The organism is Mesorhizobium sp. B2-5-7 (genome assembly GCF_006440875.1).
GTDB classification, from domain to species: domain Bacteria; phylum Pseudomonadota; class Alphaproteobacteria; order Rhizobiales; family Rhizobiaceae; genus Mesorhizobium; species Mesorhizobium australicum.
On the sequence record NZ_VFUO01000001.1, the window covers coordinates 273,995 to 287,012 of the forward strand.

Annotated in this window: 12 protein-coding genes, 1 pseudogene and 1 riboswitch; of the genes and pseudogenes, 10 read left to right on the top strand and 3 right to left on the bottom strand. The window is 63.6% G+C overall.

The window, feature by feature from the left end:
* The 3 genes from cobW to FJ543_RS01320 form a co-directional block, all read right to left on the bottom strand.
* The gene (gene cobW, locus FJ543_RS01310) at nucleotides 1–1,038 is read right to left on the bottom strand and encodes a cobalamin biosynthesis protein CobW (protein WP_015317335.1); all 1,038 of its coding nucleotides are present in this window, start codon (nucleotides 1,036–1,038) and stop codon (nucleotides 1–3) included.
* Nucleotides 1,039–1,040: 2 nt separating this feature from the next.
* The gene (locus FJ543_RS01315; protein ID WP_083883227.1) at nucleotides 1,041–1,469 is read right to left on the bottom strand and encodes a DUF1636 family protein; all 429 of its coding nucleotides are present in this window, start codon (nucleotides 1,467–1,469) and stop codon (nucleotides 1,041–1,043) included.
* 37 nt (nucleotides 1,470–1,506) lie between these two features.
* A riboswitch (cobalamin riboswitch) is annotated at nucleotides 1,507–1,714 on the bottom strand.
* Nucleotides 1,715–1,743: 29 nt separating this feature from the next.
* Nucleotides 1,744–2,943 (bottom strand): winged helix-turn-helix domain-containing protein, encoded by a 1,200-nt coding sequence (locus tag FJ543_RS01320; RefSeq protein WP_015317337.1) that lies wholly within the window; start codon nucleotides 2,941–2,943, stop codon nucleotides 1,744–1,746.
* Nucleotides 2,944–3,277: 334 nt separating this feature from the next.
* Here FJ543_RS01320 and FJ543_RS01325 point away from each other — a divergent pair, with 334 nt between their 5' ends.
* The 10 genes and pseudogenes from FJ543_RS01325 to nuoI all read left to right on the top strand — a co-directional run bounded on the left by FJ543_RS01325 (nucleotide 3,278) and on the right by nuoI (nucleotide 12,794).
* The gene (locus tag FJ543_RS01325) at nucleotides 3,278–3,643 is read left to right on the top strand and encodes an NADH-quinone oxidoreductase subunit A (protein ID WP_010910112.1); all 366 of its coding nucleotides are present in this window, start codon (nucleotides 3,278–3,280) and stop codon (nucleotides 3,641–3,643) included.
* Nucleotides 3,634–4,215 carry an NADH-quinone oxidoreductase subunit B gene (locus FJ543_RS01330; protein WP_015317338.1) on the top strand — a complete coding sequence of 194 codons (582 nt, stop codon included), beginning with the start codon at nucleotides 3,634–3,636 and terminating at the stop codon, nucleotides 4,213–4,215. The genes FJ543_RS01325 and FJ543_RS01330 overlap by 10 nt, the downstream gene beginning before the upstream one ends.
* A 4-nt stretch (nucleotides 4,216–4,219) precedes the next feature.
* Nucleotides 4,220–4,822, top strand: coding sequence for an NADH-quinone oxidoreductase subunit C (locus FJ543_RS01335; protein ID WP_015317339.1), 603 nt, complete (start codon nucleotides 4,220–4,222; stop codon nucleotides 4,820–4,822).
* Entirely contained in the window at nucleotides 4,822–6,012 is a 1,191-nt protein-coding gene (locus FJ543_RS01340) for an NADH-quinone oxidoreductase subunit D (protein ID WP_015317340.1), read from the top strand. Before FJ543_RS01335 ends, FJ543_RS01340 begins: the two co-directional genes overlap by 1 nt.
* Nucleotides 6,013–7,014: pseudogene (gene nuoE / locus FJ543_RS01345) on the top strand (NADH-quinone oxidoreductase subunit NuoE); the annotation flags it as partial.
* Between the two features lie 22 nt (nucleotides 7,015–7,036).
* Nucleotides 7,037–8,341 carry an NADH-quinone oxidoreductase subunit NuoF gene (gene nuoF, locus FJ543_RS01350; RefSeq protein WP_015317342.1) on the top strand — a complete coding sequence of 435 codons (1,305 nt, stop codon included), beginning with the start codon at nucleotides 7,037–7,039 and terminating at the stop codon, nucleotides 8,339–8,341.
* A 65-nt stretch (nucleotides 8,342–8,406) separates the two neighbouring features.
* Nucleotides 8,407–9,102 carry a hypothetical protein gene (locus FJ543_RS01355; protein WP_015317343.1) on the top strand — a complete coding sequence of 232 codons (696 nt, stop codon included), beginning with the start codon at nucleotides 8,407–8,409 and terminating at the stop codon, nucleotides 9,100–9,102.
* 73 nt (nucleotides 9,103–9,175) lie between these two features.
* Complete coding sequence (gene nuoG / locus FJ543_RS01360; RefSeq protein WP_015317344.1) at nucleotides 9,176–11,257, top strand: NADH-quinone oxidoreductase subunit NuoG; 2,082 nt, start codon at nucleotides 9,176–9,178, stop codon at nucleotides 11,255–11,257.
* 2 nt (nucleotides 11,258–11,259) lie between these two features.
* Entirely contained in the window at nucleotides 11,260–12,303 is a 1,044-nt protein-coding gene (gene nuoH, locus FJ543_RS01365) for an NADH-quinone oxidoreductase subunit NuoH (RefSeq protein WP_015317345.1), read from the top strand.
* Complete coding sequence (gene nuoI, locus FJ543_RS01370; protein ID WP_015317346.1) at nucleotides 12,303–12,794, top strand: NADH-quinone oxidoreductase subunit NuoI; 492 nt, start codon at nucleotides 12,303–12,305, stop codon at nucleotides 12,792–12,794. The genes nuoH and nuoI overlap by 1 nt, the downstream gene beginning before the upstream one ends.
* Nucleotides 12,795–13,018: the final 224 nt, after the last annotated feature.

Below are 13,018 nucleotides of genomic sequence, written 5' to 3' on the forward strand. Positions count from 1 at the left end.
TCAGCCGGCGAGGATACGTTCGATCGCCGGGCGGTTCAGCCCCTTGAGGCCAATGACGACGAGGCGCGAGCGGCGGTCGTCCCCGGCGGTCCAGGCGCGGTCGTAGTAATGATTGACGCGCGGGCCGACGGCCTGCAGCAGGAGCCGCATCGGTTTGCCGCCGACCTCGACGAAGCCTTTCACGCGCAGCACGTTTTCCTGTTCGGCGGCCGCGGCGACGCGCTTTGCCAGCTCATCGGGATTGGCGATCGAGGGAATGTCGACGATGAACGTGTCGAAGTCGTCATGCTCGTGATCGAATGCGCCGTCATGGTGGGACTTGCGGTTCTCGATGTCGTCCTCGACGGCGAGACCGAGCCCGAGCAGCACCGAGGGATCGACCTTGCCATGAGACGTCGGCACGATCTTCACGGCGCGGGCGGAGTGTTCGTTGATAATGGCGTTGGCGCGGGCTGAACCGGCGGCATCCATCAGGTCGCTCTTCGACAGGATGATCAGGTCGGCGCAGGCAATCTGGTCCTCGAACACTTCCTCGACCGGGTCGTCATGGTCGAGGCTCTCGTCCTGCGCGCGCTGCGCCTGCAGGGCGTCCATGTCGTTGGCGACGCGGCCTTCCGCCAGTGCGGGACCGTCGACCACGGCGATGACGCCATCGACCGTTACGCGGCTCTTCACCGTCGGCCACTGGAAAGCCTGGACCAGCGGTTTGGGCAGAGCGAGGCCCGAGGTTTCGATCAGGATATGGTCGACCTTAGGCGTCAGCGACAGGATCTGGTCGAGCGCCGGCACGAAATCATCGGCCACGGTGCAGCAGATACAGCCATTGGCCAGTTCGACGATGTTTTCCTCTGGGCAGGTGTCGATGCCGCATCCCTTGAGGATCTCGCCGTCGATGCCGATGTCGCCGAACTCGTTGACGATGATGGCAATCCGCTTGCCGCCGGCATTTTCCAGGAGATGGCGGACCAGTGTCGTCTTGCCGGCGCCGAGGAAGCCGGTGACGACGGTGCAGGGAACGCGGGACAGAGATGTTGTCATGATCAGTCTTTCAGCATGTCGAGGGGAGGGATGCGGGCAACGAGGCCGCGCTTGAGGCTATCGGGCCTGCCCCGCCAGGGAATGAGGCCGTCGCTCGAGGTGGCGAAGAGTTTCGCGCCGGTGACCAGATCGGCGCCGCTGCTCGCGGTCAGATCGCCGAACACATAGCTCCAGCAGCCGTCGCGCAGGATCGCGGCGCTCAGGCGGCGCTTGCAATTGCCGAGGCATTCGACCGTGCGGATGCGAATCTTCTCGCCCGAGGCGGCTTGGCGCGTATCTTCGGCCAAAAGTTCGCCGGCCCGGGGATGGGCGTCGGAGCCGGTCTCGTCGCGACAGGAAGCGCAGACAATGACCGTGATGCCGGCCAGGGGATGATTCCCGCCGGACGAAATGTCGGTTGTTTCAGCCGAAAAACTGCTGTCGCGATCCACATCAGGCTCCTTGCCCGGAAAACCCGCCAGGCGATCGGACTCTTGCATTCCAGACGGCAGGTCTCCTGGCTCGCGGGTCATCGCCTTGGGTAGCCGCCTTCCCGGGACAATCCCAGTGGCTTTCGGCCTTGGCTCTTCGCTCACAGTTGCGGGGACAGCCGCGGATTTGGGATCTTCAATCCCGCACCGCATTCCCTCTTGGCTCCTCCCTTTGCCGAGAGGAGACCGTCTGGATGGGATTTAGGCTCTTGCGGGCAGCGGTGTCAACGCGAGCTTACGACACCGCGATGTCGGACAGCGCCGGGCCGAGGTCGCCGGCAGGCGTTATTTCCATGCGCTCGAGGCCAAGCCAGCCCTGCATCTGCTTCAATTCCTCGAAGAGCTGGGCTGCGGTTTCGGGCGGTGTGCCGGGCTCGGCGTAGGCGGCATGGACGCGCAGGACACTGGCCGGCCGGTCAGCCTTGAGGTCGACGCGCGCCACGATCCTGTCGCCGAGCAGGAAAGGCAGGACATAGTAGCCGTATTGGCGCTTGTCGGCCGGCGTGTAGATTTCGATGCGGTAATGGAAGTCGAACAGCCGCTCCGAGCGCGAACGCTCGAAGACGACCGGATCGAACGGCGCCAGCAGAGCGCGGGCCTCGATCTTGCGCGGGATACGGGCGTCCTTGTGAAGGTAAGCCGGCTTGTCCCAGCCCTCGACACGGACCGGCAGCAAGTCGCCGAGCTCGACCAGTTCCTCCAGCCGGCCTTTCATGTCGGCCGGCGAGAGTCGAAAATAATCGCGCAGGTCGCCTGATGTCGCCACGCCATGGGCACGGGCGGAAATGCGCAGCAATTCGCGATGCGCGTCCTCAGGCGTCGGTACCGGCAGATCGAGGATCGCCTGCGGCAGCACGCGCTCCGGCAGGTCGTAAAAGCGCTCGAAGCCGCGCCGGTGCGCGGTGGTGATGCGCCCGGCCCAGAACAGCCATTCGAAGGCGTGCTTGGCATGGCTCCAACCCCACCAGCCACCGGAGCCTTTCTGGCCTTCGAGCGCCGAAGCGGCGATCGGCCCGCGCGCGACGACCTCGCGGTAGATCTCTTCTATATAGGCTGCGTGCTCGCGGCCCCATTTGGCCAGCCCCAGATACATTTCATCGCCTTGCTCGGCGCGCTGCATGCGCCAGCGCATCAGTGGGTAGGTCTCGACCGGCAGGAACGAGGCTTCATGCGCCCAATATTCGAAGACGGTGCGCTTGCGCGTCACGGCGGCGTTGTCGAGCAAAGCGAGGGGATAGGGGCCGAGACGCGAATAGAGCGGCATGTAATGAGCGCGCACCACCGCACTGACGGAATCGATCTGCAACAGGCCGGTGCGAGACAGAACGCGGGCGAAATGGCGGCGGTCCGGCGTGCCGGCGGGGCGGGGATCGAGAAATCCCTGGGCGGCGAGCGCGATGCGCCGCGCGGCGGCAAGCGAGATCTTTTCCTTCATGCGTATGCGTCCCTGATGGACCTGTCTGGCGTCATTGCCGGCGTGATTCCCGTCCATGCTAGCAGGGTTTTGGCGGCAACCCTGTCAGGAGAGAAAAGTGGAGTTAAAAGCGAAGGAAATCAAACAGGAGCGGATGGGACCAGTTTCTCCCGGAATGCCGTCCAGCTCGGTGTTTTGAACAAGGTTTGACTTGCTTCGCTGGAAGTGCTGCGCTAACCCTCGCCGCGTTGCAGCATAGGCCCCTTAAAACGGTTCAGCGGTTAATCTGTCACGCTTCCGCATTAAGGTTCGGTGCTGTAGTCAAAGTGGATTGGCGCCAACGGAAAGCCGCTGCATGAACGCACTTCTCAGTTCGTACCTGCCCATCGTCCTGTTTATCGGCGTGGCACTGGTCGTCGGCCTGGCGCTGCTGGCGGCTCCGTTCCTGGTGGCGTATCGCAACCCCGATCCCGAAAAGCTTTCCGCCTACGAGTGCGGTTTCAACTCGTTCGACGATGCCCGCATGAAATTCGACATCCGCTTCTACCTGGTGTCGATCCTGTTCATTATATTCGACCTGGAAGTTGCCTTCCTCTTCCCCTGGGCAGTGTCCTTCTCGAAGATCGGCATGCTCGGTTTCTGGTCAATGATGGTGTTTTTGGCAGTGCTGACCATCGGCTTTGCCTATGAATGGAAAAAAGGAGCGCTGGAATGGGATTGAACGACAGTTCAGGCACCCTCGTCGCGCCGAAGCCCAAAGGTATTATCGATCCCAACACCGGCAGGCCGGTGGGGGAGGACGATCCCTTCTTCCTCGAAATCAACAATGAGCTTGCCGACAAGGGTTTTCTGGTCACCTCGACCGAGGCGCTGATCACCTGGGCGCGCAGCGGCTCGCTGATGTTCATGACCTTCGGTCTGGCTTGCTGCGCGGTCGAGATGATCCACACCTCGATGCCGCGCTACGATTCGGAGCGGTTCGGTGTCGCGCCGCGGGCGTCTCCGCGCCAGTCCGACATCATGATCGTCGCCGGCACGCTGACCAACAAGATGGCGCCGGCGCTGCGCAAGGTCTACGACCAGATGCCGGAGCCGCGCTACGTCATCTCGATGGGCTCCTGCGCCAATGGCGGCGGCTACTATCACTATTCCTATTCGGTGGTACGCGGCTGCGACCGCGTCGTGCCGGTCGACATCTATGTGCCCGGCTGCCCGCCGAGCGCCGAAGCCCTGCTCTATGGCATTCTTCTGCTGCAGAAGAAGATCCGCCGCACCGGCACGATCGAACGGTAAATCCATGGCCGCCTCCTTAAGCGAACTGTCGACCTATCTCGGCGAGAAGCTGCCTGGCCGCTTCGGCGATGCGGTATTCGCCTATGGCGAGCTCACCGTTCACGTCGAGCCTCAAAACCTGATCGAGGTGATGACCTTCCTGCGCGACGATGCGCGCTGCCAGTTCATCTCGATCATCGATGTCTGCGGTGCCGACTATCCGTCGCGGGCCAAGCGCTTCGACGTCGTCTATCACCTGCTTTCGCCGAAGCAGAATGTGCGCATTCGCATCAAGGTGCAGGCCGACGAGGAGACGATGGTGCCTTCGATCACCGGCGTCTATCCCGGCGCCGACTGGTTCGAGCGCGAAACCTACGATCTCTATGGCGTGCTGTTTTCGGGCCACCCGGACCTGCGCCGCCTGCTGACCGACTACGGTTTCGAAGGCCATCCGCTGCGCAAGGATTTCCCGCTCACCGGTTTCGTCGAAGTGCGTTACGACGACGAAGCCAAGCGCGTCATCTACGAGCCGGTGGAACTGAAGCAGGAATTCCGCAATTTCGATTTTCTGTCCCCATGGGAAGGCACGGATTACGTGCTGCCAGGGGATGAGAAGGCAAAGCAGTAATGGCTGAAACCTCCGTCCGCAACTTTAACATCAACTTCGGACCTCAACACCCTGCCGCGCACGGCGTTTTGCGCCTCGTGCTGGAGTTGGACGGCGAAGTCGTCGACCGCGTCGATCCGCATATCGGGCTCTTGCATCGCGGTACGGAGAAGCTGATCGAGGCAAAAACCTATCTGCAGGCGCTGCCTTATCTCGACCGGCTCGATTATTGCGCGCCGATGAACCAGGAGCACGCCTTCGCGCTGGCCGCCGAGCGCCTGCTCGGCATCGAGGTGCCGAGGCGCGGCCAGCTGATCCGCGTGCTCTATTGCGAAATCGGCCGTATCATGTCGCACATCCTCAATGTGACGACGCAAGCCATGGACGTCGGCGCGCTGACGCCGCCGCTGTGGGGCTTCGTCGAGCGCGAAAAGCTGATGGTGTTCTATGAGCGCGCCTCGGGCTCGCGCATGCATGCGGCCTATTTCCGTCCGGGCGGCGTCCACCAGGACCTGCCGCGCCAGCTGGTCGAGGACATCGGCAAGTGGATCGACCCTTTCCTGAAATCGCTCGACGATCTCGACAGGCTGCTCACCGGCAACCGCATTTTCAAGCAGCGCAATGTCGACATCGGCATCGTCTCGCTGGCCGACGCCTGGGCCTGGGGCTTTTCGGGCGTCATGGTCCGTGGTTCGGGCTCGCCGTGGGACCTGCGCAAGTCGCAGCCCTATGAATGCTATTCGGAAATGGATTTCGACATTCCTGTCGGCAAGAATGGTGACTGTTTCGACCGCTACCTCGTGCGCATGGAAGAAATGCGCCAGTCGGCACGGATCATGCGCCAGTGCATCGATCTCTTGCTCGGCAAGGAAAGCACCGGCCCGGTGTCGAACCTCGACGGCAAGGTGGTGCCGCCCAAGCGCCAGGCGATGAAGCGTTCGATGGAAGCGCTCATCCATCACTTCAAGCTCTATACCGAGGGCTACCGCGTGCCGGCCGGCGAAGTCTATGCGGCGGTCGAGGCGCCAAAGGGCGAGTTCGGCGTCTACCTAGTCTCCGACGGCACCAACAAGCCCTACCGCTGCAAGCTGCGCGCACCCGGTTTCGCGCATCTGCAAGCCATGGATTTCCTCTGCCGCGGCCACATGCTGGCCGACGTCACCGCCGTCCTCGGCTCCCTCGACATCGTGTTTGGTGAGGTCGATCGCTAAATGTCAGTCCGCCGTCTCGCAGAAGCCAGCGTCCAGCCAGCCTCCTTCGCCTTCAACCGGGCGAATGCGGCAGCGGCGAAGCAATGGATCAAGAAGTATCCCAAGGGCCGCGAGCAGTCGGCGATCATTCCCCTGCTGATGATAGCGCAGGAGCAGGAGGGCTGGGTCACCAAGGCGGCGATCGAGACCATCTCCGACATGCTCGGCATGCCGCGTATCCGCGGCCTCGAGGTCGCGACCTTCTATACGCAGTACCAGTTGAACCCCGTTGGCACCCGTGCGCACATCCAGGTTTGCGGCACCACGCCCTGCATGCTGCGCGGCTCGGAAGCGCTGATGGATGTGTGCCGCTCGAAGATCCATCACGACCAATTCCACACCAACGACAAGGGCACCTTGTCGTGGGAAGAGGTCGAGTGCCTCGGCGCCTGCGTCAACGCGCCGATGGTCATGGTGTTCAAGGATACGTTCGAGGATCTGACACCGGAACGGCTGGCTGAAATCATCGATCTCTACGATGCGGGCAAGGGCGCCTCGGTGACGCCGGGACCGCAGAACGGCCGCACCGGCTCGGAGCCGGCCTCCGGCCTGACCACGTTGAAGAGCGAAAAGGCGATCCTCAAGTCGACCCGCGACCGTGAAGCCCGGGAAGCAGCCAGGGCCGCGAAGGCAGCGCCCGACGCGATCATCGCTGCGCCGGTGCCGGCACCGGCCGCCCCAGCTGCGCCTGGTCCGGTTGCTCCGTCGAAATCCAGCAGGCCGAAGACCGCCGCGCCAGAGACTAACCCGACGTTGAAGACGCCGTCGCCGGCCAAGGTCGCGCCGGTCACCGAGAACGCGGCTAGCGTTGCGCCACCCCTTCACTCGGCCGCCAACGCCAACAAGGCCGCTCCTGAAGTCGAGGCGACTCCAAAACAACGCAATGGGCCGAAGAACCGGGCCGAACCGGGCAGCGCCTTCAAGGCGCCGGAGACCAAGCAGCCTGCCGCCAAGCCGACCAAGAAGCCGGTCTGAGGGACGAAAAATGCTTCAGGACAAAGACCGCATCTTTACCAACATATACGGCCTCTTCGACAAGTCGCTGGCCGGCGCCATGGCGCGCGGCGCCTGGGACAACACGCCCGGCATCGTCGCCAAGGGGCGTGAGTGGATCGTCAACGAGATGAAGGCGTCGGGACTGCGCGGACGCGGCGGCGCCGGCTTCCCGACCGGGCTGAAATGGTCGTTCATGCCCAAGCAGAGCGACGGCCGGCCGAGCTATCTCGTCATCAACGCCGACGAATCCGAGCCCGGCACCTGCAAGGACCGCGACATCCTGCGCAACGATCCGCACACGCTGGTCGAGGGCGCGTTCCTGGCCGGCTTCGCCATGGGCGCGATTGCCGCCTACATCTATGTGCGCGGCGAGTTCATCCGCGAGCGCGAGGCGCTGCAGCGGGCGATCGAGGAGGCCTACGAGGCCAAGCTGATCGGCAAGAACAACACGTCGGGCTACGATTTTGAAATCTACATGCATCACGGCGCCGGCGCTTATATCTGCGGCGAGGAAACGGCGCTGCTGGAAAGCCTCGAAGGCAAGAAGGGCCAGCCCCGGCTGAAACCGCCATTCCCGGCCAATGTCGGCCTCTATGGCTGCCCGACCACTGTCAACAATGTCGAATCGATCGCGGTGGCGCCGACCATCCTGCGCCGGGGGGCTGCCTGGTTCTCGTCCTTCGGCCGGCCCAACAATGTCGGCACCAAGCTGTTCTGCGTTTCCGGCCACGTCAACAATCCGTGCACCGTCGAAGAGGCGATGTCGATCCCGTTCCGCGAGCTTATCGAGACCCATTGCGGCGGCATCCGCGGCGGCTGGGACAATCTGCTCGCCGTCATTCCGGGCGGCGCCTCGGTGCCACTGGTGCCGGCGGAGCAGATCATCGATACACCGATGGATTTCGACGCGCTGCGCGATCTCAAGTCCGGTCTCGGCACGGCCGCCGTCATCGTCATGGACAAGTCGACCGATGTCGTGAAGGCGATCGCGCGGCTTTCCTACTTCTACAAGCATGAAAGCTGCGGCCAGTGCACGCCGTGCCGCGAGGGCACCGGCTGGATGTGGCGGGTGATGGAGCGGCTGGTGCGCGGCGAGGCTCAGAAGCGCGAGATCGACATGCTGCTCGACGTCACCAAGCAGGTCGAAGGCCACACGATCTGCGCGCTGGGCGATGCGGCGGCATGGCCGATCCAGGGCCTGATGCGGCATTTCCGCGGCGAGGTGGAGCGGCGCATCGACGAGTTTTCGCGCAACGCGCACCGGGCCGAACCGGTGATGGTGGCGGCGGAATAACAAGAAACTTTTGAACGCGGGAAGAAACGGGGCGGGGCGAACGAAGAAACGACCAGGAGAACTCTATGGCGCCGTATTCGACACCCTACCCATTGATGCCCAATTTGGACCAGATCGAGAAGATGAACCAGGACCTGACCAGGATGATGCCGAAGGAGATGGCCAGCGCCGTCAACCTTTTCGCGCACCCTGTCGCGGGTGCGGCGGCGATGTCGGCGCTTGGCATGGGGCTCGCCAATCATGCGTTCGGCGTCTGGATGGGCGCGCTTTCGGGGGCCGCCGAGGCATCACACCGCCTCATGCAGCCGCTGATCGAGGATTTCGAGGCACGCGTCGAGCAATTCGAGGATGCGAACTCGTCGTCCATCAGGGCGCGGGCGACCGCGAAGACGATGATTGCCGAGGCGCAGTCCTTCGCCCAGGAAGTCACCGATATCGCAGCCAGGGAAGCCGCCACCACCGCGCCGGCCGCCAATGCCGCTCCGGCAACAAGCGAGGCAGCGGATGTGCTGCTGCCGGAAGATTTCAGGCAGCCCAAGGCCATGGAGAAGCCGACGAGGCCGTCCGACCTCAAGGCGATATCGGGCATCGGCCCGAAGCTGGAAAGAGTGCTGAACGGCCTCGGTATCTGGACGTTTGCCCAGATCGCCGCATGGTCGCCGCAAGAGATTGCCTGGGTCGACGATTATCTGTCGTTCAAGGGCCGCATCGGCCGTGACGACTGGACTGCCCAGGCGGCGGCGCTGGCCGCGAAGAAGTGAATGAAATCTCGGGCGCTGCGTCTGTCGCGCCCGGAAAATGAGATTGCGGGAAATCCGCAGGGGTTTGAGGCGAATGGCAAAGCTCAAGGTCGACGGGAAAGAAATCACTGTACCCGACCATTACACGCTGCTGCAGGCGGCCGAGGACGCGGGCGCGGAAGTGCCGCGCTTCTGCTTCCATGAGCGGCTGTCGATCGCCGGCAATTGCCGCATGTGCCTGATCGAGGTGAAGGGCGGACCGCCCAAGCCGCAGGCCTCCTGCGCCATGGGCGTGCGCGACCTGCGCCCCGGCCCGAACGGCGAGCCGCCGGAAATCTTCACCAACACGCCGATGGTCAAGAAGGCCCGGGAAGGCGTGATGGAATTCCTGCTGATCAACCATCCGCTGGACTGCCCGATCTGCGATCAGGGCGGCGAGTGCGACCTGCAGGACCAGGCGATGGCCTTCGGCGTCGATTCCTCGCGCTACCACGAGAACAAGCGCGCGGTGGAAGACAAGTATATCGGCCCGCTGGTCAAGACAGTGATGAACCGCTGCATCCACTGCACGCGCTGCGTCCGCTTCACCACCGAAGTTGCCGGCATTTCCGAACTCGGCCTGATCGGCCGCGGCGAGGATGCCGAGATCACCACCTATCTCGAACAGGCAATGACCTCGGAGTTGCAGGGCAACGTGATCGATCTCTGCCCGGTCGGCGCGCTGACCTCCAAGCCCTTCGCCTTCCAGGCCCGGCCGTGGGAGCTGACCAAGACCGAATCCATCGACGTGATGGATGCCGTCGGCTCGGCGATCCGCGTCGACAGCCGTGGACGCGAAGTGATGCGCATCCTGCCGCGCGTCAACGAAGCCGTGAACGAGGAATGGATTTCCGACAAGACCCGCTTCATCTGGGACGGCCTGCGCACGCAGCGCCTCGACCGCCCCTATGTGCGCAAGGACGGCAGGCTGGTTCCGGCGAGCTGGGCCGAAGCGTTCGCGGCGATCAAGGGCGCGGTTTCGGCGGCGGCCCCCGACAAGATCGGCGCCATCGCGGGCGATCTCGCGGCGGTTGAGGAAATCTACGCGCTGAAGCTCCTGATGGCCTCGCTCGGTTCGAAGAACACCGACTGCCGCCAGGATGGCGCGACGCTCGATCCGGCACTCGGACGCGCCAGCTATATCTTCAACCCGACCATCGAAGGCATCGAGCAGGCCGACGCGGTGCTGATCATCGGGGCCAATCCGCGCTTCGAGGCCTCGGTGCTCAACGCCCGCATCCGCAAGCGCTGGCGCCTCGGCAATCTGCCGGTCGGTGTCATCGGCGATGTCGGCGACACGCGCTATGACTACGAACAGCTGGGCGCCGGGCCGGATTCGCTGAAGGATCTGGCGGACGGCAACGGCAAGTTCTTCCAGACGCTGAAGAAGGCGACGCATCCCCTTATTATCGTCGGTCAGGGCGCTCTGGCGCGCGCCGATGGCGCGGCCGTGCTCGGCCAAGCGGCCAGGCTCGCCGCCGCCGTGAATGCCGCACGCGCCGACTGGAATGGCTTTGCCGTGCTGCACACCGCAGCGGCGCGCGTCGGCGGCCTGGACCTCGGCTTCGTGCCGGGCGAGGGCGGCAAGAACGTCGCCGGCATGCTGGGCGAGACGGATGTCCTGTTCCTGCTCGGCGCCGACGAGATCGACATGAGCAAGACCGGCGGCGCCTTCGTCGTCTATGTCGGCACGCACGGCGACGCCGGCGCGCATCGCGCCAATGTCATCCTGCCGGCGGCTGCCTATACCGAAAAGTCCGGCACCTACGTCAACACCGAAGGGCGCGTGCAGCAGACCAACCGCGCTGGCTTCGCGCCGGGCGACGCGCGCGAGGATTGGGCGATCTTGCGGGCGCTGTCCGACGTACTGGGCAAGAAACTGCCGTTCGATTCGCTGCCGCAGCTGCGCGCAAAGCTCTATGGCGAATACCCGCATCTGGCTCGCATCGACCAGGTCGCGGCCGGCAATGCCGAGGATATCGCCGGCGTGGCGAAGCTCGGCGGGCGGTTGAACAAGGGAACCTTCACCTCGCCGGTCAAGGATTTCTACCTGACCAACCCGATCGCGCGCGCATCGGCCGTGATGGCGGAATGCTCGGCACTGGCCAAGAGCGGCTTCAAGCAGGCGGCGGAATAAGCATGGACACCTTCTTCTCCTTCTACGTGCTGCCGGCGCTGCTGATCCTCTTGAAGTCGGTCGTGCTGATCGTGGTGCTGCTGATCTTCGTCGCCTACATCCTTTATGCCGACCGCAAGATCTGGGCGGCGGTGCAGCTTCGCCGTGGCCCGAATGTCGTCGGCCCCTGGGGCACGCTGCAGGCCTTCGCCGACCTGCTGAAATTCGTCTTCAAGGAACCGGTCATCCCGTCGGGCGCCAACAAGGGCGTCTTCCTGCTGGCGCCACTTGTCTCCGCCGTGCTGGCGATCTCGGCTTGGGCGGTCATACCGGTCAGCCAGGGTTGGGCGATCGCCAACGTCAATGTCGGCATCCTCTATGTCTTCGCCATCTCCTCGCTCGAGGTCTATGGCGTGATCATGGGCGGCTGGGCGTCCAACTCGAAATATCCGTTCCTCGGCGCGTTGCGTTCGGCGGCGCAGATGGTGTCCTACGAAGTTTCGATCGGCTTCGTCATCGTCACCGTGCTGCTCACCGCCGGCTCGCTCAACCTCAGCGATATCGTGCTGTCGCAGCAGGGTGGGCTTGGTACGCGGCTCGGCCTGCCCAACACGTTCCTCGACTGGAACTGGCTGGCGCTGTTCCCGATGTTCGTCATCTTCTTTATCTCGGCGTTGGCGGAGACGAACCGTCCACCCTTCGATCTGGTCGAAGCCGAATCGGAGCTGGTCGCCGGCCACATGGTCGAATATTCGTCGACGCCGTTCCTTTTGTTCTTCCTCGGCGAGTATGTCGCGATCGTGCTGATGTGCGCGCTGGCCACCATCCTGTTCCTCGGCGGCTGGCTGCCTCCCTTCGACTTCGCGCCCTTCACCTGGGTGCCCGGCGTGATCTGGTTCGTGCTGAAGGTCTGTTTCGTGTTCTTCGGCATCTCGATGGTGAAGGCCTTCGTGCCGCGCTACCGCTACGACCAGCTGATGCGGCTGGGCTGGAAAGTGTTCCTGCCGATCTCGCTGTTCATGGTGGTCGCCACCGCCGCCTTCCTCAAGATCACGGGGTTTGCGTGATGTCCGCTTTGTCCCAGGCCGCAAAATCGCTGCTGCTGCAGGATTTCGTCAGCGCCTTCTTCCTGTCGATGCGCCAGTTCTTCGCGCCGAAGGAGACGATCAACTATCCGCACGAGAAGGGCCCGATCAGCCCGCGCTTTCGCGGCGAGCATGCGTTGCGCCGCTATCCCAATGGCGAGGAACGCTGCATCGCCTGCAAATTGTGCGAGGCGATCTGCCCGGCGCAGGCGATCACCATCGAGGCCGGCCCGCGCCGCAATGACGGCACGCGCCGCACGGTGCGTTACGATATCGACATGGTGAAGTGCATCTATTGCGGCTTCTGCCAGGAAGCCTGCCCGGTCGACGCCATCGTCGAGGGGCCGAATTTCGAATTCGCGACGGAAACGCGCGAGGAACTCTACTACGACAAGGACAGGCTGCTGGCGAATGGCGACCGGTGGGAGCGCGAACTGGCGCGCAACATCTCACTGGACTCGCCCTATCGCTGACATCTGACGCATGGACGGGGCGAGGGGCCTCGTCCAGAGGATGATCCCGAAAAGTTGCGGACTTTTCGGACAAGATCATCCTCCGGAAGACAAAAGTGTCGCATGTTTCTTTTGATCGGGTATTTCAACCCGATCGGAACATGCGATAGGACACAACGAAACTTGCCGACCGGAGGCGGTCGCAAACATCAAACAGGACGAGCGTCCTGTTTGGACAGGAACCC

What these genes read in the sequence shown, in the direction of transcription:
- FJ543_RS01320 (WP_015317337.1), bottom strand. Translation starts at nt 2,943, where the DNA reads ATGAAGGAAAAGATCTCGCTTGCCGCCGCGCGGCGCATCGCGCTCGCC.
- nuoH (WP_015317345.1), top strand. Translation starts at nt 11,260, where the DNA reads ATGGACACCTTCTTCTCCTTCTACGTGCTGCCGGCGCTGCTGATCCTC.
- FJ543_RS01340 (WP_015317340.1), top strand. Translation starts at nt 4,822, where the DNA reads ATGGCTGAAACCTCCGTCCGCAACTTTAACATCAACTTCGGACCTCAA.
- FJ543_RS01325 (WP_010910112.1), top strand. Translation starts at nt 3,278, where the DNA reads ATGAACGCACTTCTCAGTTCGTACCTGCCCATCGTCCTGTTTATCGGC.
- FJ543_RS01355 (WP_015317343.1), top strand. Translation starts at nt 8,407, where the DNA reads ATGGCGCCGTATTCGACACCCTACCCATTGATGCCCAATTTGGACCAG.
- nuoG (WP_015317344.1), top strand. Translation starts at nt 9,176, where the DNA reads ATGGCAAAGCTCAAGGTCGACGGGAAAGAAATCACTGTACCCGACCAT.
- nuoF (WP_015317342.1), top strand. Translation starts at nt 7,037, where the DNA reads ATGCTTCAGGACAAAGACCGCATCTTTACCAACATATACGGCCTCTTC.
- FJ543_RS01335 (WP_015317339.1), top strand. Translation starts at nt 4,220, where the DNA reads ATGGCCGCCTCCTTAAGCGAACTGTCGACCTATCTCGGCGAGAAGCTG.
- cobW (WP_015317335.1), bottom strand. Translation starts at nt 1,038, where the DNA reads ATGACAACATCTCTGTCCCGCGTTCCCTGCACCGTCGTCACCGGCTTC.
- nuoI (WP_015317346.1), top strand. Translation starts at nt 12,303, where the DNA reads ATGTCCGCTTTGTCCCAGGCCGCAAAATCGCTGCTGCTGCAGGATTTC.
- FJ543_RS01330 (WP_015317338.1), top strand. Translation starts at nt 3,634, where the DNA reads ATGGGATTGAACGACAGTTCAGGCACCCTCGTCGCGCCGAAGCCCAAA.